This is a genomic window from Niabella yanshanensis (assembly GCF_034424215.1).
Lineage (GTDB): Bacteria > Bacteroidota > Bacteroidia > Chitinophagales > Chitinophagaceae > Niabella > Niabella yanshanensis.
On sequence record NZ_CP139960.1, the window covers coordinates 5,290,349 to 5,315,167 of the forward strand.

The window sequence follows — 24,819 nt, forward strand, 5'->3', positions numbered from 1 at the left end:
ATAATGAAGTATATAAAAACGCTCGTTTACGCAGCCCTGCTTTTGATCAGTATGTTAGCAACCGTTCCTCCGGCAAGAGCACAGCAAAGCAGAGACAACCGGTTTAATCACAGAGGATTTTTTATTGACCTTCGCAGCCAGGTTATGACTATGGATGCACTCCGGCATTTTGCCGGGGAGCTGGCGGGCTTCGGCATTAATACTTTAGTTGTGGAATGGGAAGCCACATATCCGTATAAAAATAATGCAACTATTTCAAACGAAGTGGCCTATACAAGAGCTGAAATAGCCTCTTTTGTAAGTTACTGCAATGAGCTTGGAGTAGATGTTGTTCCTGTTCAGCAATGCTTTGGCCATGCGGAATATATTTTACGGCATGACCGGTACCGCAATTTAAGCGAGGATCAAAAGAATATATCCCAGATATGCCCGCTTAAAGAAAAAGAAGCTAGCTCGCTGTTTTCAGACTTGTTTGCAGACCAGGCATCTTTGCATACTTCAAAATATATTCATATAGGTGGTGATGAAACAAGACTGCTTGGGCACTGTGCTGCCTGTAAGGAAAAAGTAGCCAGAGAAGGAGTGTCGAAGTTGTTCGTTGATTATATGAGAATGATGTGTAGCATTGTTTTGAGATTGGGGAAAACACCAGTGATTTGGTCAGATATGCTTTTAAAATACCCCGAAGCAGCTAATGAACTTCCTAAGGAAACTATTTTGGTGGATTGGAACTATGGATGGAAAATTAATCACTTTGGAAACGTTAGTGATTTACAGAGAAAAGGATTTACGTTTTGGGGCGCACCTTCTTTGAGAAGTCATCCTGATAACTGGTATGTTACTGATTGGCAAACTCACTTCAATAACCAGCGTGATTTTATACCTTATGCACGCGCGTCTAAATATGATGGGATTATAATGACATCCTGGTCGACCTCCGGAGTATATAGCTTTATATGGGATGTTGGAAATACTATTACCGATATGGTGCCTATAAGGAACAATTATCCGTTATCCGGCTTTCGTATTTTAATAGCTTCCTATTTGCAGGCTTTAAATCAAAGAACTGCAATTGATCCGAAGTCATGGGTAGTGAAATACGCACAGGAAAGATTCGGGTTGACAGTAAAAGAGGGCGGGCAATTATGGCTGGCACTAATGCTTCGGCCCGAGCTTATAGAAAATGGAAAGTCATCTCAAGGTAAGTCAATAGAAAGATTACAGGAAGAAAATGATACTGCAAGATTATTGCTAAGCCAGCTAAATCCGTTGCGAAACAAAGATGAGGTGGAGCATTTTAGATTGATGGCGGATTTGAGAAAATATTATCTGGATTATAAAAAGCTGGAGGCTATCTGTAATCAGGCTGATTTTACTATAGATAAGGTTAACGCAGTATTGAATAAAGTAGAACGCTTAAAAGAAGAGGGAGTGATATTGGATAAACGGTTTGAAAGTTTACAAAAAGGATTTCTTAAAAAAACTGAAATCGAAAAGCAAAATGCTGTTAGAAATAAGCCGATAGAGAATTTATATCAGCGAATGGCTAGAAAATTATAAAATGGGTAGCAAGTAGTGCGTTTTGCCTCAGAAGATTATCTGCACAACTATAACAGTCCGAAATAGCCGGGTTGTATGATTTGAAGAAACTTTTAAATTATAGTATAATGCTTCAACATATTACAATACAGCTGGGGTTGATTATTTTATTATTGCTTCATACAGGTTGTCAAAAAACAACTTCCGGAAACCAGGAGGACGAAACACCCGTAAAGGGGGCTAGAATAATAACTTTTTCAGGGCATCAGTGGGAAGTGCGTTCATCGTCAGGAAAAGCAGCAGGCCCGGGCCCAAATTTCTTTTCAGATTCAGAAGATAATGTGTGGTTGGATAATAACGGAAGGTTACACCTTAGAATCACCATGCGTAACGGCCAGTGGTACTGTGCAGGCATAAAGCTGTTAAAGTCTTATACCTATGGCCGATACCTGTTTGAGTTAGATAGCAGGGTAGACACGCTTGACAAAAATGTAGTAAACGGGTTATTTATTTATGAAAATGATGACCAGGAAGTAGATATAGAATTTTCGAAATGGTCTGTAGATCAAAATATGGATGCGCAGTTCGTTGTACAGCCGGGAGATAAAAGTGGCAATAAAAAAAAGTTTTTCCTGAATCATGCCGATCATCAATCTGTTCATTGGATCGATTGGTTTCCCGATCAAATTGCTTTTGCCAGTTTCAGGGGGCTTTTGCGGGATACCGCGAAAGCTGGAAATATGATTCAGAAATGGGCCTATTCCGGAGACGACTTACCTGTAGACAGAGATGAAAGCGTTAAGTTGAATTTGTGGCTTTTTAAGGGGCTTCCCCCTGCCAATCGTAAAGAAACAGAAGTCATCGTCTCAGGGTTCAGGATTATAGAAAAAAAGTAAAAGCATAAAGAAACGTTCTATGAATAGGCCGGCAATCAACAAAACAACCCCCATTATTTTTATCGGAGTTATGTTTTTTGTTTTTGGGTTCACAACATGGATCAATGCTATGTTAATTCCATATTTTAAGCTGGCTTGTGAGCTTACTCATTTCGAATCTTACCTGGTCACATTTGCTTTTTATATATCGTATTTACTTATGTCCGTACCCGCTTCTTATTTACTTACAAAAACAGGATTCAAAAGAGGGATGACAATAGGATTCTGGATTATGGCAATGGGCGCTTTTATATTTATACCAGCGGCTTACGGAAGGGCCTATCCTTTATTTCTTTGCGGGTTATTCTTTATTGGTATCGGTCTTACGGTGTTGCAAACAGCTGCTAATCCGTATGTGACTATTTTAGGATCCAAGGATCGTGCTGCGCAACGTATAGGTATAATGGGCATCTGTAATAAAACTGCCGGTATTCTGGCCCCAATTATCCTGGCCGCTGCAATTTTTAAACCCGGTGATGAAGAATTATTTAAAAATATTGCTGAAATGGCCCCGGCTAATAAAAGTGCATTATTGGATAAGCTGATACTTCGTGTGATACAACCTTATGCGTGTATGGGAGCTGTGTTATTTTTCTTGGGCGTAGTGGTTCGTTATTCTCCATTACCTGAAATAGAAAGTTTTGTAGAGGAGAAAAGCAGCCAGGCAACTGCACATAAAAGCATCCTCGCATTTCCACATCTGATATTAGGAGCAATAGCTATTTTTTTGCATGTAGGTTCCCAGGTAATCGCTGTAGATACTATTATCGGTTATGCGCAGTCGACAGGGATCGCTCTTATCAATGCTAAAGTTTTTCCCGGGTTTACACTTTTTGCTACTATTTGCGGCTATCTTTTGGGCGTTATTCTGACACCCAGGTTTATATCCCAGCTAAATATATTCAGAGTTTGTACTATAATCGGCTTGCTTTTTTCCATAGGCATATTGGTGGCAGAAAAAACGGTTATGTTATTGGGTTATCAAACTGATCTTTCTTTATATTTTATAATAGCGCTGGGATTTGCAAACTCCATGATATGGGCGGGCATATGGCCATTGGCTTTAGATAATTTAGGCGCTAAATTGAAACTAGGTGCTTCCATTTTAGTAATGGGACTTTGCGGAAATGCTTTACTACCCTTGGCGTATGGCTACCTGGCTGATTTATATAGTTTGAGATGGGGTTATGTGGTCTTGATTCCCTGTTATTTGTATTTGATCTTTTATTCTTTTTATGGCTACCGGATACAGTCATGGAAAAAGACCAGTCAGGCTCTGAATGCCTGAAATACTAATAAAAACCTAGACAAGCTATCCTTCCCTATATAGTAACCGGATATTTTGGGTTGTTTGCTGCCTAACCAGGAACTGTTTTTCCTCAGCGTATTGTTTTAAGGACGCGTTGTCGTAATGTCTTATTGTTAAGAGGGTAAGTCCGGGTGTGACCTGTACATCAAAATTCTGAGACGCTTCAGCAGCAAACTGGCTGATCTTTTCTTCACGGTTATCAAAAGCATAGGTAATGCTGATGGCCCCGTTTTGTGTAAGCGTAGGAGTGATAAAGAGTTTTTCAAACAGCTCGTATAGTATCTCGGTATTATGCTCGCCAATAAAAGAAAAATCTTTTGATTTCAACTCTACCATTACCTGGTTTCTTTTAATAACAATAATAGGAGGGAGCTGCCTAACCGTATTGTTATGAATATGGGTGCCTGGTAAATCCTTATTCAGAAAACACTTTACAAATAGGGGAATACTCTTATTTTGTAAGGGTTTAATCGTTTTCGGATGAATAACCTGGGCGCCGTAATAAGCCATTTCAATCACTTCGGTATAGTTTAATTCTGGGATCGATACTGCGTCGGCAATTTCTTTCGGATCGGCATTCATTACACTTTCCACATCCTTCCATATCGTCTGGCTTTCAGCATCCAGCATGTTAGAAAATACGGCCGCGGTATAATCACTTCCCTCACGTCCCAGCGTGGTGCTTTCGTTTTCGTCGGTAGCGCCAACAAATCCCTGCGTCAACACCAGAGAGCCTTCGTCCAAAACCGGGCGGATCAGGTCATTTACTTTTTCCTGCGTAAAAGCCCAATCTATATTGGCATCTCTGAAATTATCATCTGTGCGGATAATATCTCTTACATCCATCCATTCATTGCGGATACCTGCCTCATTCAAATAATGGCTTACTATGGCAGTAGACATAAGCTCACCCGAGCAAACAATCTGGTCGTAGTAATAGTCGTATTCACGAACCGGCCGGTCATGCAAGAGCCATTCTACTTCCGTGAAAAAATCTTTTAGCTGTGCTTCGCAAGCCAGGTAATTGGTTACTAAAAGGTACTTGGCCGTAGTTATATGTTGCAGTTTTACCTGTTCAAAGAGTTGCAAGGCTTCTTCTTTTTTTTGCTGGTAAAAAGCTTCGGCCACTTTTTCAAGCGCATTCGTGGTTTTTCCCATTGCAGAAATCACTACCAGCAGTTGTTGGTTGGGGTACTGCTGTAAAATAGCTGCAACATTTTTTATCCGTTCCACACTGTTTACTGAAGCGCCGCCAAACTTAAAAACTTTAACCATTGTACTTTTTTGAGAGTGCAAATGTCGTGGTTTGTTGGCAATATTTTGAGCGTTTGACCCAGGTGCCCGGAGAAAATCAGGTATAGTGTCTTTTGATACAGTTAACTTTTCAACCGTCATCTGCCAACTAAATTGTAGTTTTAGCCCATGGCAAAAGTGATGATATCCGTAAAAGACCTGGTTAAAAATTATGGTGATTTTAACGCTGTAAAAGGGATTTCTTTTGAGGTATTTGAAAATGAAATATTTGGTTTATTAGGCCCTAACGGGGCGGGTAAATCTACTACCCTGGAAATTATTGAAACGCTTCGCAAAAAAACAAGCGGTTCGGTGCAGGTGGCGGGATATGATTTAGATGCTAGTCCTAATACGATAAAGGGGCTGATTGGGGTACAATTACAGGCCAGCAGTTACTATCCGGGTCTGAATTTACTGCAACTGATCGATTTGTTTGCCGGTTTGTACAACCAGAAAGTGGACGGCATGGAATTGTTGCGCTCGGTAAACCTGGAAGAAAAGGCCAAAGCTAAGTTCAAAGAATTGAGTGGTGGACAGAAACAACGCTTTTCCGTGGCTACCACGCTTATCAACCGGCCTAAAGTTATCTTCCTGGATGAACCTACTACCGGTTTAGATCCCCAGGCCCGTCGCAATTTGTGGGAGCTGATTAAAACGATTAAGGCACAGGGCACTACCATCATACTAACTACCCATTATATGGATGAAGCAGAGTATTTATGTGACCGGATTGCAATTATAGATGCAGGTAAAATTGTAGCATTGGAAACACCCGACAACCTGATCGATCACTTGGTAGCATCTGGTTTTGAAAGACCAAGGGAAGTGAAAAAAGCCAACCTGGAAGATGTATTTATTCAATTGACAGGTAAAAGTTTAAGAGATGCCTGATGAGCAGGTTATATAAATCTGCCCATGGGCTATAGATTTATAATTATTTTTGAAAAAAGTTTTATGGATTTGAATTTACAACACAAATTACGTTCCGCTATGAATGAAAAAATAGAAAAACAAAAACAGGAAGGCCGCGATTTTTTAGAGGCCAATAAAAGTAAAGAAGGCGTACTGGAGCTGGAAGGTGGCATCCAGTATGAGGTGCTTAAGGAAGGTACCGGTATTCAGCCTGAATTGTCTGATTCGATAACAGCACATTATAAGGGCGCTTTATTAAGCGGTAAAGAATTTGATAGTTCTTTTAAACGCAATCAGCCTTTTACAGCAAGATTGACTCAATTGATCCGTGGCTGGCAGATAGCTATTCCTCTGATGAAAGAAGGTAGCCATTGGAGATTGTGGATACCTTCTGACCTGGCTTATGGCGACAGGGGCGCCGGTGGAGATATTCCAGGTGGCGCTACCCTATTGTTTGAAGTAGAATTATTAAAAGTTAATAAATAATACATTGGACATAGAGAACCAATATCCAATTGGACATGCTTCTTTTGTAGAGTTTTCTACCGCAGCTAAAGAAAGTGCATTGGGCGATATACAGTTTCTGCCCAATGCACTGGAAGCTGCCATCTTAAACCTCGATGAAGCGCAGTTGCAAACACCTTACCGTGCCGGTGGCTGGACGGTTAACCAGCTGGTGCATCATGTGGCCGATAGCCATATGAATGCTTATATACGGTTTAAGTTGGGCTTAACGGAATCGATACCTACGATAAAACCTTATGAGGAACAATTGTGGGCGGAATTAAAGGATGTGGCTTCTATTCCTATCAATGTATCCATTACCTTACTGTTTGCGTTGCATCAGCGTTGGTATGCTGCTTTAAAGGACCTTGATGATAAAAGCTGGGAACGAACCGTTTTTCACCCTGCATCGCAGAAGGAATTGTCCTTATGGTATTTGCTGCAAATGTATGCCTGGCATGGAAGGCACCATGTAGCACAGATAAACGGCCTGAGGGAGAAGATGAGGTGGGGGATTGGAGTTAGTTAACTGGTTGATTGGTTGATAAGTTGACAGGTTGATAAGGAGTACTGACCATGAACTATGAGCCATGACCTAAAATAATTTACAATGGAGCTGAAATGGGAGATATTAAAATCGGAGCAGTTATTTAACGATCTCTGGTTTAAGGTAAGAAAGGACACCTGCAAAACACCGCAGGGTAAAATAGTAGATCCTTATTATGTATATGAATTCCCGACCTGGGTTACCTGTTTTGCTTTAACAGAAGATAATAAGGTGGTAATGGAGTTACAGTATCGGCATGCGATAGGCGAAACCTGCTGGGAAATTCCAGGTGGTTGTGTAGATGATACAGATGATGACCTGGAGTTTGCCATAAAAAGAGAATTGCTTGAAGAAACCGGGTACGAATTTCAAAACTTTGAATACCTGGGAAAAACATGCGCCAATCCTTCCACCAATAATAACTGGATGCACATGTTCCTGGCGAAAGGTGGAAAGAAAACAACTGATCAGCACCTGGATGAAAACGAAGAAATTCATGTAGAGCTGATGGACCTGGAAGTGTTCAAAGAAAAATTCAGGAATAACGAATTCATACAATCGATGCATGTTACCTGTATGTTGTATGCGTTGATGAAATTGGGTGAGTTGAAATTATAGCCGAAAAGTTGTTTGTTGACAGGTGGCAGTTGACCGACGTACCGGTATCCTTTAACGAGTATCCGGTAACCTGCATCCAGTAACAAGTATCCAGTAACCAGCATCCTTCCCATGCCTTACCGCAAACAGTTAAATAAAGACAAAGTGATGAAAGCCCTCATCAAAGAGCAGGGTGTTTATAGCATTGAGCAGAAAAAGAATGTTTGTCTGCAGCTCTGTGCTTCTATTATGAGCCAGCAGTTGAGCACCAAAGTTGCTACGGTCATTTATAATCGTTTCTTACAGCTGTTTAGATCGAAATCACCTAAGCCTGCTGATATTTTACAGGTACCTCATGAAACCTTAAGAAGTATCGGTCTTTCGAATGCCAAAGCTATCTATGTTAAAAATGTTTGCCATTTCTTTCTTGAAAACAAGCTGACGGACGCCAGGCTTTATAAAATGAGCAATGATGAAATTGTATCGTTGCTGACCCGGATCAAAGGAGTGGGGCAGTGGACAGTAGAAATGTTGCTGATGTTTACGCTTGCCAGACCCGATGTATTTTCTACCGGAGACCTGGGTTTGCAGAAAGCTATCATCAAACTCTACCATATAGAATATGCTAATCAAAAAGAACTTTTTGAAAAAATGAATGACATTGCCAATAGCTGGTCTCCTTACAGAACCTATGCCTGCCGCTACTTATGGCGGGCCTTAGACGCACCCCTTATTCCTGTATAAACCGGTAGGCCCGTCTTTTTTGAGCCGCTGCTTGCCAGGAGTTTTCTTTTTCTTCGGCACAACATATAATCTCAGCAGCATTATAGGATATTCATTGATATTAATCCCTGAGTATTGGGAACCTATGTATAAATTGATACAGGGTATTTGTATCCCTTTCATAAAGCTGGTTACAGCTGGTTTCACATATTTCTTGTTTTTAGTCAATTTATTTGCCACCTGCATGCCTTTGTTTCGCGGTCTTAAATTCTGATGCATGCCACGGGTATCTGCGGTAGCGCAAGTGCTTGCAGTATCGGGATTTAATTGCAAGGTATTGAACTGTCCGGGTTCCGGCTGGTAACTTCAAAATAATTGAAATATGGCACGTCTGGTTTTATTAGCACACTTCATGTTACTCTGCTGCGGCTTATTTGCGCAGCATGAATTTATTACTGAATGGAAAGTATCTGCTCCTCCCTATGATATCACTTTTCCAGGTATCGGTATCAACTACAAAATAGAATGGGAACAAAAGGGAGCCGCTGGAGTGGCCGGCGTTATTAATCATGCCGGAAACGGCCAGTTGATTAGCTTCCCGGGAGCAGGTACTTACACAGTAAAAGTGACACCAGGTGTGGGAAGTTTTAGAGGCGTTAATAGCGGGGAGTATCCGGCCAGCGTGGCATTGCTGGAAAAGGTTACGCAGTGGGGGACCATCCAGTGGAGCTCCCTTCATTTTGCTTTTGCTGGTTGCAATGCTCTTGACGTAACGGCCACTGATATCCCTGACCTCTCGGGAGTGAAAGCATTACATTTCATGTTTTACGGCTGCTCCAAACTGGTAGGCAACGCTCATTTTGACCGCTGGATAACAACCGGTGTAACAGATATGAGTCACATGTTTTCAGGAGCGAGGTTATTTAACCAGCCTATAGACTGGGATATGGCTACGGTTACTGATATATCCGGCATGTTTGCGGAAGCATCGTTGTTTAATCAGCCCATTGGAAATTGGGAAACCGGTTCCGTTACTGACATGCAGTTTACCTTTACTGAAGCTGATTCCTTTAATCAGCCCATCGGAAACTGGAAAACAGATAACGTACTTGACATGAGTAATATGTTCAGGGGGACGAATTCTTTTAATCAACCTATCGGAGACTGGAACACCGGGAAGGTCAGAGACATGAGTAATATGTTTGCCTTTACCTCTGCTTTTAATCAACCGATAGGTGGCTGGGATACACGCAGTGTTACCAATATGTCATCTATGTTTTCTTATGCCAGTTCATTCAATCAACCCATAGGTAGTTGGCAAACCAATAATGTAACCAACATGTCGTCTGTATTGAACTATGCATCTGCCTTTAACCATCCCATCAGTAACTGGAATTTATCAGGTCTCTCTTCCAATATAACGCTTACTGGTTCCGGGATGGATTGTACTGCTTACAGTGCTACTTTGGAAGGGTGGGCAACTTCTGCGGCAACCCCGGATAATATGGCGCTGGCCGCGGTAGGGATGGTATATAACGCTTCAGCAACAGCCACGCGCCAACAACTGGTAAATAAAGGCTGGAGCATTAATGGCGACACCTATGACCCTGATTGTGTAGGCAATGCACTGCCCGTTCATTTCGGCGCTGTAAAAGCGACAATTCGGGGCAATCGTATTTTTGTCGGTTGGGAGTCCCTGCAGGAGGTAAATAACGATTATTTTGAAGTTCAGGCCTCCGCAGATGGACAGGTTTTTCATAAATTGGGTGACTTGGGTACGCAGGCTCCTGAAGGCAACAGTGATAGCTTGCTTTCGTACAGCTTTGAAGCAGGTCTTAACGGTGCCGGAGCTGCTATCGGGGTCACTGCCTTGCTGGTTATTTTGGGCATGGCGGGCCATCAGAGGAAAAAACAATTACTATTATTGATGACAGCTGTACTATTACTGGCTATCATTTCCTGTGCCAAGCAGGATATTGACCGGAGCGTTGATCGTGAAATATTCATACGCATCAAACAGGTAGATAAAGACGGGAACTTCCAATATTCAAAAACTGTAAAGGCTGTAAGAGAATAAAGCCGCTGCCAGGGTGGTAAGCTGCCAGCTAGATCAGCTAACACAGGCCCCCGGGTTTAAGATGTAGTAAAAGCTATAGCTACAGCTGCCGTCTTTAATTTCGAAGGCAATACAACTTTCACTTTTCCATTCACCAGCGACCATTTTAGTCGCTGCCTGGTCTCTAACAAAGTTACCGTACTGCCTTTGGCCGGGATATTGCCACTCCATTCTATTATCGAGGGTGTGGCAGCACCATCGGCTACCGGCATCAGGGCATACATTTTTTTGCTGTCTTTTGATCGGGTAAAAAATACATTACCGTCCTGGAAAATAGCTGTTGAACGGGTATTGTAAATAGCTTCGCCATTGGCATCCATCCATTTGCCTATTTCGGTCAGCCGATCTATGATAGGTTGTTGTAAGCTGCCGTCAGCACCAGGTCCTACGCCCAACAACAAGCTTCCTCCTTTGGCCACGATTTCAATAAGACTGGCAATAACTTTAGGAGCCGATTTAAAACTTTCGTTAGGTACATAACCCCAGGCGCCGCCTAATGTCATACAGCTTTCCCATGGGTTGTCGATCTTATGATCGGGTATACGCTGTTCAGGTGTCTGGTAGTTTTCATACGGTCCATGAACGGTACGGTCTATCACCAGCAAGCCGGGCTGTTTTTTACGGGCCATGGCTGCTATTTTCAGGATGTCTATATCCTGGCTCCATTCGGGTATGGGCGCACCCCAGCTTAATACTTCAGCATTTACGGTTTCTTTGGGACGTACCCAGCCGCCATCCAGCCAAAGAATATCCATGCAGCCATAGCCGGTCATCAGCTCGCTGATCTGGTTATAAGTGTATTGTTTAAATTTTTCCCATCTCCAGGGAAATTTCCGGATGTCATAGTTGTTGTTACGATTGGCCGTTTCGTATACCGGCCACCAGTAATTTTCGCTATGCCAGTCGGGCTTTGAAAAATAAGCGCCGATCATCATGCCTTCTTTTCTGAAAGCATCAAAGACATATTTGGCCACATTGGCTTTAGGGTGGTTCTTAAAAGGCCCGTTGGTAATTTTGAAATCCGTTTCTTTGGTATCGAACATGCAAAAGCCATCATGGTGCTTGGTTGTAAATACCAGGTATTTCATACCGGCCGTTTTAGCAGCTTTCGCCCATTCATCAGGATTGAAATTTACCGGGTTAAAATCCTTTTGCAAACCCCAGTACCATTTTTTATAGTCACCATAATAAGAGTTGCTGTCGCGGGTAATCCAATCTTCCGAGCATAAGGACCATGATTCAATAATGCCCGGTACTGCATACAGGCCCCAATGAATGATCATACCAAATTTTTGATCCTGCCATTGATCCAGCTTTTGTTTTACCTGCGGATCGGTGGGCCATTCGTATTGGGTAGAGGAGGGGTGGATGCCTTGCTGCTGGGCGGTTGCCGTTAAGGTGGCTAAAACAATTAATGAAGTAAGAATATTTTTCATGCGGGCAAAATATTTTGCTATTTAAGATTGATCGTGAGCATCTTTTCTTTGTTGTCTGCGAGGTATATTCGACTTTGGTTATCAGTATTCCTGACTTATTCTTTTAATTGATATCAAGATTTTCATCCCCCTCATTATAAGTCATATAAACCATAATTAATGTCATCATTTCATCGGTAGAACGCATGTCTCCGGTAGAACTGATCGGACGGGGAGGACTGTAAGGATTGAAAGGGTTACTAGCCGTATTGTCATAAGTGCCTTCGATAATCAGCTTTGATCCTTTTGGTATTTTAACCAGTTTTTTAAACCGGTAAATCTCCTGCCACCTGAAATCCCAACGCGGTATATGCACCAGTTTAATCGAGTCATATAACGGTGTTAAGGCATACGATAAAAACTCTTTGCCTATATAGTGCATATGCGGCCACACATATAGGATAGACATGTCTTCCCGGGGATTCATAAGTGTTAATCTGAATTTTTGGATGCTGTCTTTTTCTATGTAAAAGTTAGGCGTAATTTCCTGTTCTCCAATTCCCCCCGAACCAAAACTGATCACCTTAACCTTTCTTAGTACAGGGTCTTTAGTAAAAAACAGGTTCACGCCCAGCGAAGTGGTATCATCTTTAATTAAAGGAGAATAATGAACCGTAAGTAAAATAACACCTCTTTTGGGCATGGTCCAACCCATATTTTTAGGATATTGCTCATACGATGCGCCCGGTATCCAACCTGAATAATATGCTATTTGTCTTTTATATGGCAGGTAAGCCTGGTATTTTGTCCTGTCATCATCAGTGAGTGACAAGTGGTCAATCGTATTGTATAAGTCGATCGAAGGATCATCGACCGGATGTATACTGTAGTTGGCATGATGAATCAATTTTTTATTAGTGCAAAAGAATTCAATTCCCTCCACATTTGCAGCGTCGGCAAGGTCGAATGGGATTTTGTAGACAACAAAGCGTTCCGTATTATCTCCCTTGACAGTTATTGGATTCCCATACTTTAGAACCAGGTCAGGCTTTCGGGGATAGGCCGACGGGTAGTAAGCTCCTGATGCACCCTTTTTTACCTGTTTGCCAGCCGGCGCTTTTGCATCCACCCAATTTACTATTGTTTCAATTTCAATTTTTGTTAGCGAGCGATCGTTGCTATATAATGCATAATGCGGATCTGCTTTCCAGGGGGGCATAAATTTGCTTTGCACAACATCCTTAATAAAAGTTGCTCTTTTGGCCACGTCCTTATAGGTTAACAAAGGGAAGGGGGCTGATTCGCCCGGTCGATGGCAGGTAGCACATTTCGCCTCAATGATTGGGGCCACATCCTTGTAGTAAGTAAACGTTTGACCACTACCTGCCCCGCAGATGAGCGTACAAAAGGCAATCAATATTATTCTATAAAAATACATAAGTCTAAATGTCGTTAATGTAACAGCCTACAGCTTTGGTTTCGGTGATCGTAATGGTGCGATTGTTTGATATTTCGGTCAGCGCATTCTCAAGATAAGCATGCTTGCTTAACACTTTTTTTTCTCCCAGGTTCTCAACCTTATCATCGATTGCTCCTTTGTAAACAATATGTTTGCCTTTGCTTACTACTATGGCCTCGGGAGTTATAGCAGCACCCAGCACTGCAACTAATTTTTTTTTGTTATCGATGTAAACAGGAAATTTTATTTTGTCTTTATCCACAAAATTTAGCACTTCTTGTTTACTGTAGGACTTGCCAGGGACGATGCCTACCACCATAGCCTCCTTACTATTTGTATGTAGTTCATTCAGCAGGGGAATATAATAAGCTGATAACGGGCATTCGGGAGATAAGAAGATATATGCGATTAATTTAGATTGAAGTAATGTAGAAGGATGTTTGTTATTAGCCAGTGAAGAAATGGCTTGTTTATAATGCGCACTGTTGAGCAATTTTTCCTGGCCGTGCGATGCGCTTACTGCAACTAAAATTGAAAAAGTAATACTTGAAAAATATTTCATTAAAAGATGTGGATTGAATATCTACAAATTACAAAACTCCCATGTAATTATGGGAGTTTTGTTTTATTCTTTTTTTAGTGGATTTAAGGCATATCCCACCAAACCCGGCCATAAATATCACCTGGTCCGGCACCGAAATTTGGATCTTTAGCCATTTCGTCGATAGCCGCTTTTGCATTTTCAAAGTTTCTATCTGTAGTCAATGGTAAATTGACCAATGCTCTCCTTGGCATTTTTTGTGCTACACCATCAGCTAAAATTTGCTCAAAGGCCAACACTGTGGTAGTATTAGGCATACCGGTTCTTTTGTACAGCGACCAACCTTCATTAGCCTGTTTAAAGAAATGCAAGTAAGACTGTGATGCTATTTGATCCATTGCCTTCGCAGTATTGAATTTTACTTTGTCGTGATTGTAGGCTGCATTGACCTCTGCGTCAGTAATGGCTGTGTATTCGAACACCTGTGCACGACTGCCCATCACATCGTAGTATCTCATCGAAGCTTTAACCGCCGCTTCATATAACTGGCTGGCATTTTCAGTAGTGACACCTTTTACGGCTAACTCGGCCCGGAAGAACAGAAGTTCTGAGTAAGTTAACATAGGGAATGTTAAACTACCGGTTCCGGGAGCGCTGGGCGCCGTTAAAACCGGATTTTCAAGTGCAGGTGTAAACAAGCGGTACTGGATACGCGATAGTGTGTCGAGCGGCTGCTGCCTGTTATTGGCATTCAAAAAATTTCTGTTGTTATTATAGTAACGTGCATTAGCCGGATTGCTGGCCGCATCTGGCGAAGCAAAACCGCCTACATATTGCCTTGCCTTGACTACAGTGGAAGCCGGTATCACATTTTGTGCAATGGCCCGCGCCACGTTAGTGGCAGAGTATGCATTTTTCTGGAAAAATATCCGGATCCTTGGATCGGAGGTTTCATACATAAAATCTACAACCGCTTTACTGCCTTTGAATAACGCGCCGCTTGGATCCCAGTTAGAGCCTGCACCAGCATGAGAAGAGGAAGTTACAAATTCAAGATTATCGTCGTTGCTGGCGAACAGATCTGCAGGATTGGCCAATACCTCTGTTGCAATTTCACGCTGTTTCGCAGCGTTGCGTTTCGCCCAGCGCATAGCCAACCTTAGGCGAAGGGCATTTGCAGCTTTCACCCATTTGGTGGCATCTCCCTTATAATATAAATCAGCTGCTCCAAAACTTACCTGGCCATCTGCATTACTTTTTAAGGCTGCAATGGAAGCTTTCAGGTCAGCATCAAACTTGTTGAACAAAGCTTCCTGTGTATCATACTTAGGAGTCACCGTCCCGCCATATCTGGCCTGGAAGGCTTCGGTATAGGGGAGGCTTCCATTAATATCCGTGGCATAAAAAGCATAGTAAGTCATCAGGATATTAGTAATAGCTACCTGGTGCTGACGGCTGGCCTGTTCCTGTTGAGGGAGTAGTTTGATAATCTCTAAAACATCTTTAAATACATTGCCCACACGGGAATAGAAATAGCCCCGGCGCTGATTAAAATTGCCTACATCAGACATAAAGGTTTTAGAGTTCCCGTTTACGGGTGTAAAGTATTGCATCCATGGCATCATGATCCGGTAGTAATCATAAAAATATTCATAATCTGCGTCAAACATCGCAATACAGCCGTTCGTAAACTGCTCTTCCGCTTTAATGTTGTAAATAGTTGCCGGGTTGGTATTATACTCTATATAGGTATCTTTTTTACAGGCAGTAAAGCACACTGCTATAACAGCCGAAACAAGGAATAATTTATTTTTATGTTTCATTTTCTTTTGTTTTAAGGTTAAGTGAATTAGAATCCGGCATCAATTTTAAATCCTACGCTGCGTACAAAAGGTACACCGCCGTATTCAGCAAAGGCGCCGGCTCTGTTACTCAATAACCCTCCTTCGGGGTGAATGCCATCTTTGGTGGTTGTATATAAGTACCCCAGATTTCTTCCAATCAGGCTAACTCGTAGAGAGTTTAACTTTAGTTTGTTTGCGATTACAGATGGCATTGTATATCCCACCGATACTTCACGCACAGCTACCCAGCTGTTTTCAAAAGTAGAATACTCACGGATGCCTGTTGCCCACTGTGTTAAACGGGCATAGTAAAGACGGGCGCTTACTGGTTCTACAATGTTTTGGTCTACAGCTTCCTGGTAACTCATTCCGCTTACATCATAAGTCTGACCATTCGGAGCTTTGATTGAAATGCCATTTCCAAATACGCCTTCAGGTATAATACCATCATTAAAAGTGCCTGTAATATTGCCCGATGCGTCGAATGTGTTTCTAACAAGACCGCCGAACTCTTCTGACCGTCCAAAAAGTGTGCTTTCAAGAGAACCATTAGTAGACCCATATTGGTGCGTAGCTGAAGCCATCATGCCACCAAACTTTCCATCCACCTGGAAGCCCAGCGAGAAGTTCTTATAAGATAATGTTTGAGAAGTGTTCAGCAGGAAATTTTCCATCATGGTACCCAGCTCTTTGGTAGGCTGGCCTAACTCTGAACTTCTGTAAAAACTACCATTTTGTTTCAGCACTTTCTGACCGTTTGCTGGGTGTGCTATATTGTTACCCTGTGCATCCTTAGCCTGGTAGCTGGCGTACCCATAATTGGTGATGATAGTACCATAAGGCAGGCCTGGACGCGCCACAGAAGCCATATCAGCACCGAAGGCCAGGTCAAGGTCATAAGAGGTTACCCCTGGTGCCAGTTCAATAATTTTGTTTCTGTTGCGTGTGAAGTTGATAGACATGTCCCAGTTGAAATCGTTTGTCCTTACGGGAGAAGCTGTTAACAGGATTTCAACACCCTGGTTTTGAATATTTCCTGCATTGACCAACTGAGCTGAAACGCCGCTTTCAGAAGGTAGCGCTAACGGCAGCAACTGGTTGAACGAATTTTTCTTGTAATAAGCGACGTCTATGCCCAATCTGTTTCGGAAAAATTTCAGATCAGCACCTACTTCAAATTCCTTGCTTAGCTCATTTTTGATTTCCTGGTTGCCCAAAGTAGATCCGTCGAAGCCGTAGCGGGGGATAGTACTACTTGGTAGGTTGTAATTGCCAAGAAACATGTAGTATCCGGTACTGGTTTGCCAGGGTCTTACACCGGCACCGGTTTGGGCATAGCTTAAGCGTAATTTACCAAAGGAAAGGATATTCGATAATGACGAACTTTTAAAAGTCTCCGTAAAGATCCAGGCCAGGCCAGCACCAGGATAAAAATAGTTTGAAATGCCATGCCCGTCGTTTGGATAGAGTAGTGTAGAAGTCCAGTCATTTCGTGCACTGAAGTTTAAGGTCAGCATATTTTTATAAGTGAGGTCTCCAAATAAGTAGGCGGCATCAATACGTTTGGATACGCCGCCTTCATTAGATATGCCTCCATTAGTTGTTGCTGCATTTACGGAGTTGCCAATAAAAAAGCCTCCGGGAGTTTTTAGCCCGCCACTGGTTGCAGATTGACTGAAGCGCATCGGTTCGTATGCCTGACTTTCACCACCGATTGAAGCAGATAGCTCAAAGTCTTCACCTAAATCCTTAGTTGCAGTTAATAAAGCCTGTAACCTGGTATTTCTTCTGGTAGAATTATAAACTGAGTAATCTCCACCCGCGAAACCTACACCAGTGCCCCAGTTCTTAGTTTCCCTGTCCATCCCTACATTATTAATGTTCCCCCTCAGCAATAAATTGAGCCAGGGAGTTATTTTTGCGGTAACATCAAGATTAGCTAATAGGGTGTTTTCTCTCTGTGTTGTATTTCGGTAATTTAGGTTGAAGAACAGTCCTGCTAATCCATAAGGGTTGTTTCTGTTTAAGCCGCCCTCCGGATCGAGATAATTTTCCATCCAATACTTGGTGTCATAGTTTCTTGGGTTATAGTAAGCCAGGGCAAATAAGGGGTTATCGGTACTACCTTGAGCCATTGGATTTTTCGCTGCAGACATGGAATAGTTTACACTACCATCTATCGTTAGAAAATCAGATAACTTCTGCGTTACGCGTAATGCAAATGCGTTTCTTTTCAGATCACTATTGGGTATAATGTATGTGTTGTATAAATTCGAGTACGACGCCCTGAAGGTGGTTTGTTCCGTACCGCCCTGAACTGCAACGTTGGTATTGATAAATTTGCCCGTCTGAAAAGCATCCAGCACGTTATTAGGTTGCGCGTTCCAGCTGATCATTCGGTCGTCAATATCTCTTACCTGCTGACCGTTAAATCGCGGACCAAAACTCCAGAAATAATTGGCAGCATCTACTTCAGGTACTCCATCTTCGCCATTAGCAAACGTTGGGTTAATACCAGCTCCAAACTCGTTTTGCAGCTTTGTTGCTTTAAAAGCCTTGTCAAAAAGCTGGCTATGCGAAAAGTTAATACCTAAACCTTTTTGCTTTCTACCTTTTTTGGTAGTTATTATTAATACCCCATTCTGAGCCTGTGAGCCATATAGGGCGCTTGCCGCAGACCCTTTTAAAACTGTTACACTTTCATAATCATCTGAATTCAGGTTCTTCATCTGGTTACCAAAATCCTGTGCACCCCCCCAGCTGTCGCCGCCTGTTGTTCCGGGCTCCATAATAATTCCGTCGATTACTACGAGCGGCTGTGTATTGGTGGTTAAACTGGTATTCCCTCTTATACGAATGCGGGATGAAGACATAGGACCACCGTTGCCCTGGTTGATAAAAACGCCTGCCACTTTACCTTGCAAAGCATTTACAATATTTGCATTACTTGCTCTTGTTATGTCATCTCCCTTAACTTCAGTTATCGAGTAGGCAAGCTTTCGCGTATTTTTACGGGTACCGAAGCCGGTAACTACAACTTCGGTCAAGGCATCATTTGTGGTAGATAGTGAAGCAGACACCGTGTTGCTATCGCCAACCTGGATAGTACGTATGGCGTATCCTACCGAACTGATCTCAAGTTCCGGGTTTCCCTCTACAGATATCGAGTATTCGCCATTTTCATTTGCAACTACTGCCTGAACAGTGCCCTTGATCGTGACGGTGGCACCCGGTATAGGCTTACCCTCTGCATCTGTGATGACGCCTGTAATGGTACGCTTTACCTGAGCCAACAGACTGCCGCAAGTAATTAGCAACAATACAATGGTCGCAACTAATTTTCTTTTCTTCATATTTGTTGTTTTTGATTTGATAAAAGTTTGTTCTCTATTACACAACACGCCCAACTACATTCGTATTATACGATTTGTATCATTTTTCTATTCTTGTATCTGGTTGTCGCGGCAGTTTGGTTTTAACGCATATGGCCTACCGCATAATCGTTCTCAATTGTTAAGTAAATGTAAACTATCTTTTGTATAAAATGAAATACTTTTTAAATTTTTTTGATAACTTTTGTTAAAAGGAAATATTTAATGATGAGTGATTTATGAGTTATATAAATTGCTCGATACGACGAGTATTTATGCAATCGTTTTTTCCGTTAATAGCCTGGGCAGCCGCTCATAATTATCCATGATCAAAGCAGTAGCGCCAACCAGCTCTGCATTATAACCCAGGGAGGATATTTTAATTTCGGTATGTTCAGCAATTTTGGGAATGCAATGCTCATTAACGGCCTGCTGAATAGGAGCTACCCATACTTTCCCTGCCAGTGAACCGATACCGCTAATAACGATCAGCTCCGGGTTTAATAAGTGGATCAGAATGGCAACCCCTCTGCCGATATTATAAGCCGCTTCCGAAATAAGGTCAATGGAGAATTTGTCCCCTTTTTGTGCCGCTTCAATTATTTTTTTAGCCGACTCCTCGATGCGTTCCTTGTTCAGCTCTTTTAAAATAGAAGGTTGCGTCAGTTTCTTAAACTGCTGGATGCCTTTTTGAGCCACCACCATCATCGAAGTTTCTGTTTCCAGGCAGCCATGTTTCCCGCAGCTACATATCTTATTATTATCAAACAGGGGAATATGACTGAATTCGCCCGCAAAGCCTTCTTTACCCCTGAACAATTTTCCATCAGCAATAATGCCGAGGCCAATTCCCCAACCAATATTGATCACCATTACGTGCTGCTTGTTTTTAGCAGCACCCCATTTTAATTCTGCCAGTCCCACGAGGCTGGAGTCGTTATCGATTAATGTGGGAATCTGTAGCGCATCCTGTATGGTATTAACAATAGAACCGTTATACGTAGGTAGAAAGGTATGATTCACTCCCTTGGCTACATCTACAAATCCGGGCATACCAATACCAATACCCGCAATTTTTGATACGGGAATATTCGCCTTACCAATAAAAGTTTTGAGGTATTCAATCAGCTCATTCAGGCTGTTAGGATTATTGGCCAGTACCAGGTCGAATTTCTCTACCTCGCCTATGATACTGTTGTCATTCGAAATAAGCGCTACACGTGTGACCAGCTGGTCCATCGCCACCGCCACCACATAAAATACGCCGGACTTAATGCTATAAGTTTGAGGGCGCCTTCCTCCGGTTGAAGCCGCATATCCTTTTTCGATCACCATTTTCATGCTGATCAGCTCGCTCAGGTACTGCGTGGTAAGGGGGATGCTTTTACCGATCAGGTTGCTTAGATCAGCACAGGACAGCTGTTTGTTAAAAAACAAGTGCTTTAAAATCTCCTTATAGAATTTCTGCTTTTTGGAAATGATGTTGGCAATCATATTAACTATTTTCGTTAGGCAGTATATTCAATTCGAGTTAAATATAGAAACTTTTTTAATTTTTAAAAAAACTTTTTAAAAATTTTACTAAACATTTTATTAACATGAAGGGATTCGGGGTGGAAAGAGAAGGATAGAAGGTTCAATATTCAGTGTTCAAGGTTCAAATGGTAGTGGGTTGAGCCTCCGTACATTGTATACCCTACATCGTACATTGTATATCTTACATCGTACATCATAGATAGTACATCATGCATTCAGTGTCTAACATCTGGCTGCCGGCATCAATGTATCCGGTCACCCCTTACTTCGAGGTCCTGCATTATCTCGGTTTCATGGTTCAGCCACTCTGCCCAGCGCGCACGTACTTTCTGTTTAGGCAGGTAAGTTTCTGCCAGCTCTATAAATAAGGTATAGTGCCCGGCCTCGCTTTCCATAAAACGACGGTAGAATTTAGCCATATAAGCATCATTGAGTCCCTCGCTCAGGCGTTTAAACCGCTCGCAACTGCGTGCTTCAATCATGGCCATCATTAAAAGGTGATCTAGAAAGCGGTCTTCGGGAGAGCCGCCCTTTTGCTGAAATTCAATCAGCTTGTTTACATAAAGATCTTTTCGCTGCTTGCCCAATTTCAGGCCCCGCTTGTGGAGCTCCTGCAATACCAGGCGAAAATGTCCCCATTCTTCAGTCACAATAGGGGCCAGGGATTTTACCAGTTGCTCCCTGTCGCTGTATCTTTGTATTAAAGTGATGCAGGTGGTAGCCGCTTTCTGCTCGCAGTAAGCATGATCCGTAAGTATGGCTTCCAGTGATATTTCCGCCAGGTTTACCCAGCGGGGATCGGTTGGTAACTGAAGACCTAAAATATTTTTGGTATCCTGGGATAAGTTCATGTGGTAAAAATATGTTTTAAAGACGAGGTTTGGCATACAGCGACATATATCACAGAATTAACGCTCAATAGTGTTGCGTTATTGGATTTCAATACGTTATTTATTTATCTAAATAATAAATGGCTATGAAAAGCTCCCTTGTCTACTTACTGGTTTGTATCGCGTTGTTATCATGTAGTAAGGCTCTTGATGTGGAAAAAGACATGTATTTCAAGCAGGTGAACTGGGTAGAGCCCCCGGGAGAACGTGATCCTATTGCAGGCGTGGCGCCTATGCATCTGGAATTGCGTACGGATGGCCGCGCTTTTCTTTATCCTGGCTCAGGTGATATTGTATGGGATGGTTCTTATAAGGTGACTACTAAAAAAATAAAAGTAACGCTGAAATCGATAGACAGATCTTACGAATTTAACGTTAAGTCCTCCACCGAATTGAAAGGGCCAAATGGAGAACTCCTGCATTTGGAAGACCGATAGCAGGCGGATTGACAAAGAGGCATCCGTTACTTGAAAAAAACTTCCGGCGATTCAGAGAAATCCGAAATTATTCCTTACCTTTGCCGCCTTAAATTATAGGATACAAAAACAGGATGACCTTTTAAAAAAGACAGTATGCCACTTACAAAAGAAAGAAACGCACAGATTTTTGAACAATTTGGTGGAAGCGCCGCTAACACAGGTTCTATTGAGGGCCAGATTGCGCAGTTAACAGAGCGTATCAGCCAGATCAGTAAGCACTTACAGCAAAATAAAAAAGATTTCTCTACTCACCGCGGCTTGATGCAGTTGGTAGGTAAGCGTAAAAGCTTGCTGAGCTATTTGCAAAAGCATAACCTTTCTGGTTACCGTGCTTTAATTGAGAAACTAGGTTTAAGAAAATAGTCTTTTCCATCTTGCAAAGTTGGGAAAACGGTTCTATATCCTGGGTTTGATGCACTAATTTCAGACTTATTTATATATTTTGTATTCCCAACATTCGCTGTTGGGAATACGTGTTTTTACCTGCTTGCAATTTTTTTACCTGCTCAATTAAATAAAATCATATCAGGTTGGAACGTTCTTTCAAACGTTTTTGATCATTAGGAGCAATAATTGAGCGTATTGCTGGCTTCATAATCAAATACTTACAAAAATATTTTATGTTACAACAACCATTAAGAACAACCTTCGATTTAGGCGATGGCCGCGAAGTTGCTATAGAAACAGGGCGCCTTGCCCGCCAGGCGGATGGCTCGGTTACGGTAAGCGTAGGTAAAGCAGTATTGCTGGCTACCGTAGTTGCGAATAAAGAACCCAAAGAAGGACAGAGCTTTTTTCCTTTAACTGTTGATTACCAGGAGAAATTTGCTTCTGCAGGTCGTATCCCGGGCTCCTTCTTCAAGCGTGAAGGCCGTTTGAGCGACTACGAGGTATTGATCTCACGCCTGATTGACCGCGCCTTAAGACCTTTATTCCCCGATGATTATTTCTGCGAAGTACAGGTACTGGTTACCTTGATCAGCAGTGATCCTGAAATACTACCGGATGCATTAGCTTGTTTGGCTGCATCTGCTGCTTTGGCAGTATCTGATGTGCCCATTAAGGAAATTTTGAGTGAAGTACGTGTAGCCCGCATTGATGGCGCTTTCAAAATAAACCCTGGCAGGACGGAATTGGAGAATGCTGATATGGACTTTATTGTGGCTGCCACTGAAAAGAACCTGATGATGGTAGAAGGTGAGTCCCAGGAGTGTTCTGAGGCTGACCTGGTAGCTGCTTTGGGTGTGGCCCATGACGCTATCCGGGTTCAGATCAAAGCGCAGCAACAGCTAAGAGACCTGAAAGGTGTAACCACTAAAAGAGAATACACGCTTCCTGCTATCAACGAAGCTGTGAAAGAACGTGTATATGCTTTTGCGAGCGATAAAGTATATGAGATCGCTAAAAGCAAATCTGCAAAGCACGACAGAACGGATCAGTTTAAAGCATTGGAAGAAGAATTGCTGGCTAAATTGGTTGAAGAGTCAACGGAAGAGCTTCCTTTTACGGATGTTGAAAAAAGACTGGCTAAAAAATATTACCATGATGTTCAGTACGATGTGGTAAGAGACATGGTTTTGAACGATCGTATCCGCCTAGACGGCAGGCAGCTGGATGAAATTCGCCCATTAGATATGGAGGTGGATGTACTGCCTTCTCCGCACGGATCTGCTTTATTTACCAGAGGTGAAACTCAGTCTATTACAACTGTTACCTTAGGTACTGGTTTAGATGAGTTGTTGATTGAAACCGCAGCCTCTTCTAAATACTCTAAATTTATCCTGCATTATAATTTCCCGCCGTTTTCAACCGGTGAGGTGAAAATGATGCGTGGACCTGGTCGCAGGGAAGTAGGTCATGGTAACCTGGCCATGCGTTCATTAAAGCAAATGATGCCTGCTGATTCTGAATTTGGTTATACCGTTCGCGTAGTAAGCGATATCCTCGAATCTAACGGATCTTCTTCAATGGCTACTGTTTGTGCCGGTTCTCTGGCATTAATGGATGCAGGTGTACCTTTTCCAAAACATGTGGCAGGTATAGCTATGGGATTGATTACCAAGGGTGATAAATTTTCTATCTTAAGTGATATTTTAGGTGATGAAGACCATTTAGGAGACATGGACTTCAAAGTAACCGGTACACGCGAAGGTATTTGCGGGGTGCAGATGGATATTAAAGTAGATGGCCTTCCCATGGAAGTAATGAGCCAGGCTTTAGAGCAGGCGAAAGCAGGCCGACTACACATCCTCGAACATATGTACAAGGCTATTCCGGAAGCAAGGGAAGAAGTGAAACCTCATGCACCACGTGTGGTTAAGATGTTTATCGATAAGGAATTTATTGGTGCAGTGATCGGGCCAGGCGGTAAAGTGATACAGGAAATTCAACGTGAAACAGGAGCAACGATCAATATCGAGGAAGTAAACAATATGGGTGAGATCAGCATCTTTGGGGTGGAGAAATCATCTGTATCTAAAGCAGAAGACTGGATCAAAGGCATTGTTGCCGTTCCGGTTGTAGGTGATGTTTACGACGCCACGGTAAAATCAATAGTTGCCTTCGGAGCGTTTGTAGAATTCTTACCAGGAAAACAAGGTTTGGTTCACATCAGTGAAGTAAGCTGGAAACGTTTGGAGACCCTGGAAGGATTGGTAAAAGAGGGAGACTCCATGAAAGTAAAACTGATTGGAACAGATCCTAAGTCGGGTAAATTTAAATTGTCGAGGAAAGCTTTAATTCCTAAACCGGAGAGAAAACCGGAACCGGGAGAAGAAAGTCCTTCCGCTAATTAAGCTTTTACAAATTA

Annotated in this window: 20 protein-coding genes; 12 read left to right on the forward strand and 8 right to left on the reverse strand. The window is 42.3% G+C overall.

The features are described from left to right. Positions 1-3 precede the first annotated feature (3 nt). The 3 genes from U0035_RS21795 to U0035_RS21805 all read left to right on the forward strand — a co-directional run bounded on the left by U0035_RS21795 (position 4) and on the right by U0035_RS21805 (position 3,762). Entirely contained in the window at positions 4-1,560 is a 1,557-nt protein-coding gene (locus tag U0035_RS21795; RefSeq protein ID WP_211316435.1) for a family 20 glycosylhydrolase, read from the forward strand. 107 nt (positions 1,561-1,667) lie between these two features. Beyond that, positions 1,668-2,435 carry a LamG domain-containing protein gene (locus U0035_RS21800; RefSeq protein WP_114791079.1) on the forward strand — a complete coding sequence of 256 codons (768 nt, stop codon included), beginning with the start codon at positions 1,668-1,670 and terminating at the stop codon, positions 2,433-2,435. A gap of 19 nt (positions 2,436-2,454) precedes the next feature. Beyond that, the gene (locus U0035_RS21805) at positions 2,455-3,762 is read left to right on the forward strand and encodes a sugar MFS transporter (RefSeq protein ID WP_114791080.1); all 1,308 of its coding nucleotides are present in this window, start codon (positions 2,455-2,457) and stop codon (positions 3,760-3,762) included. A gap of 24 nt (positions 3,763-3,786) precedes the next feature. On the opposite strand, the gene U0035_RS21810 is transcribed toward U0035_RS21805, so the two are convergent. Beyond that, positions 3,787-5,058 (reverse strand): aspartate kinase, encoded by a 1,272-nt coding sequence (locus tag U0035_RS21810; RefSeq protein WP_114791081.1) that lies wholly within the window; start codon positions 5,056-5,058, stop codon positions 3,787-3,789. A 147-nt stretch (positions 5,059-5,205) separates the two neighbouring features. Between U0035_RS21810 and U0035_RS21815 the strand changes: the two genes are divergently transcribed. The 6 genes from U0035_RS21815 (at position 5,206) to U0035_RS21840 (ending at position 10,436) form a co-directional block, all read left to right on the forward strand. Then, positions 5,206-5,967 (forward strand): ABC transporter ATP-binding protein, encoded by a 762-nt coding sequence (locus U0035_RS21815; RefSeq protein WP_114791082.1) that lies wholly within the window; start codon positions 5,206-5,208, stop codon positions 5,965-5,967. 63 nt (positions 5,968-6,030) lie between these two features. Beyond that, on the forward strand, positions 6,031-6,474 hold the full coding sequence (locus U0035_RS21820; protein ID WP_114791444.1) for an FKBP-type peptidyl-prolyl cis-trans isomerase: 444 nt from the start codon (positions 6,031-6,033) through the stop codon (positions 6,472-6,474). 4 nt (positions 6,475-6,478) lie between these two features. Continuing rightward, positions 6,479-7,021, forward strand: coding sequence for a YfiT family bacillithiol transferase (locus tag U0035_RS21825; RefSeq protein ID WP_245957726.1), 543 nt, complete (start codon positions 6,479-6,481; stop codon positions 7,019-7,021). An 81-nt stretch (positions 7,022-7,102) separates the two neighbouring features. Further along, positions 7,103-7,657, forward strand: a complete 555-nt coding sequence (locus U0035_RS21830; RefSeq protein WP_114791083.1) for an NUDIX hydrolase — start codon at positions 7,103-7,105, stop codon at positions 7,655-7,657. 147 nt (positions 7,658-7,804) lie between these two features. Continuing rightward, positions 7,805-8,380 carry a DNA-3-methyladenine glycosylase family protein gene (locus tag U0035_RS21835; protein ID WP_245957727.1) on the forward strand — a complete coding sequence of 192 codons (576 nt, stop codon included), beginning with the start codon at positions 7,805-7,807 and terminating at the stop codon, positions 8,378-8,380. Positions 8,381-8,741: 361 nt separating this feature from the next. Next, complete coding sequence (locus U0035_RS21840) at positions 8,742-10,436, forward strand: BspA family leucine-rich repeat surface protein (protein WP_114791086.1); 1,695 nt, start codon at positions 8,742-8,744, stop codon at positions 10,434-10,436. A 56-nt stretch (positions 10,437-10,492) separates the two neighbouring features. Here the strand turns inward: U0035_RS21840 and U0035_RS21845 are convergent, their stop codons facing one another. From U0035_RS21845 to U0035_RS21875, 7 genes are all read right to left on the reverse strand, one after another. After that, on the reverse strand, positions 10,493-11,911 hold the full coding sequence (locus U0035_RS21845) for an alpha-L-fucosidase (protein ID WP_114791087.1): 1,419 nt from the start codon (positions 11,909-11,911) through the stop codon (positions 10,493-10,495). Between the two features lie 103 nt (positions 11,912-12,014). Beyond that, positions 12,015-13,241, reverse strand: a complete 1,227-nt coding sequence (locus tag U0035_RS21850; RefSeq protein ID WP_327138711.1) for a c-type cytochrome — start codon at positions 13,239-13,241, stop codon at positions 12,015-12,017. 91 nt (positions 13,242-13,332) lie between these two features. Continuing rightward, positions 13,333-13,911 (reverse strand): redoxin domain-containing protein, encoded by a 579-nt coding sequence (locus tag U0035_RS21855; RefSeq protein WP_114791089.1) that lies wholly within the window; start codon positions 13,909-13,911, stop codon positions 13,333-13,335. 83 nt (positions 13,912-13,994) lie between these two features. Next, positions 13,995-15,713 carry a SusD/RagB family nutrient-binding outer membrane lipoprotein gene (locus U0035_RS21860; RefSeq protein WP_114791090.1) on the reverse strand — a complete coding sequence of 573 codons (1,719 nt, stop codon included), beginning with the start codon at positions 15,711-15,713 and terminating at the stop codon, positions 13,995-13,997. Positions 15,714-15,739: 26 nt separating this feature from the next. Beyond that, positions 15,740-19,087 (reverse strand): SusC/RagA family TonB-linked outer membrane protein, encoded by a 3,348-nt coding sequence (locus tag U0035_RS21865; RefSeq protein WP_211316436.1) that lies wholly within the window; start codon positions 19,085-19,087, stop codon positions 15,740-15,742. Positions 19,088-19,378: 291 nt separating this feature from the next. Beyond that, entirely contained in the window at positions 19,379-20,599 is a 1,221-nt protein-coding gene (locus tag U0035_RS21870; protein ID WP_114791091.1) for an ROK family protein, read from the reverse strand. 284 nt (positions 20,600-20,883) lie between these two features. Next, on the reverse strand, positions 20,884-21,492 hold the full coding sequence (locus U0035_RS21875; RefSeq protein ID WP_114791092.1) for a MiaE family protein: 609 nt from the start codon (positions 21,490-21,492) through the stop codon (positions 20,884-20,886). A 125-nt stretch (positions 21,493-21,617) separates the two neighbouring features. On the opposite strand from U0035_RS21875, the gene U0035_RS21880 reads away from it, so the two are divergent. The 3 genes from U0035_RS21880 to pnp all read left to right on the forward strand — a co-directional run bounded on the left by U0035_RS21880 (position 21,618) and on the right by pnp (position 24,805). Further along, positions 21,618-21,968, forward strand: a complete 351-nt coding sequence (locus U0035_RS21880) for a hypothetical protein (RefSeq protein ID WP_162817874.1) — start codon at positions 21,618-21,620, stop codon at positions 21,966-21,968. A gap of 135 nt (positions 21,969-22,103) precedes the next feature. Beyond that, the gene (gene rpsO / locus U0035_RS21885) at positions 22,104-22,373 is read left to right on the forward strand and encodes a 30S ribosomal protein S15 (protein WP_114791094.1); all 270 of its coding nucleotides are present in this window, start codon (positions 22,104-22,106) and stop codon (positions 22,371-22,373) included. A 257-nt stretch (positions 22,374-22,630) separates the two neighbouring features. Beyond that, positions 22,631-24,805, forward strand: coding sequence for a polyribonucleotide nucleotidyltransferase (gene pnp, locus U0035_RS21890; protein ID WP_114791095.1), 2,175 nt, complete (start codon positions 22,631-22,633; stop codon positions 24,803-24,805). Positions 24,806-24,819 lie beyond the last annotated feature (14 nt).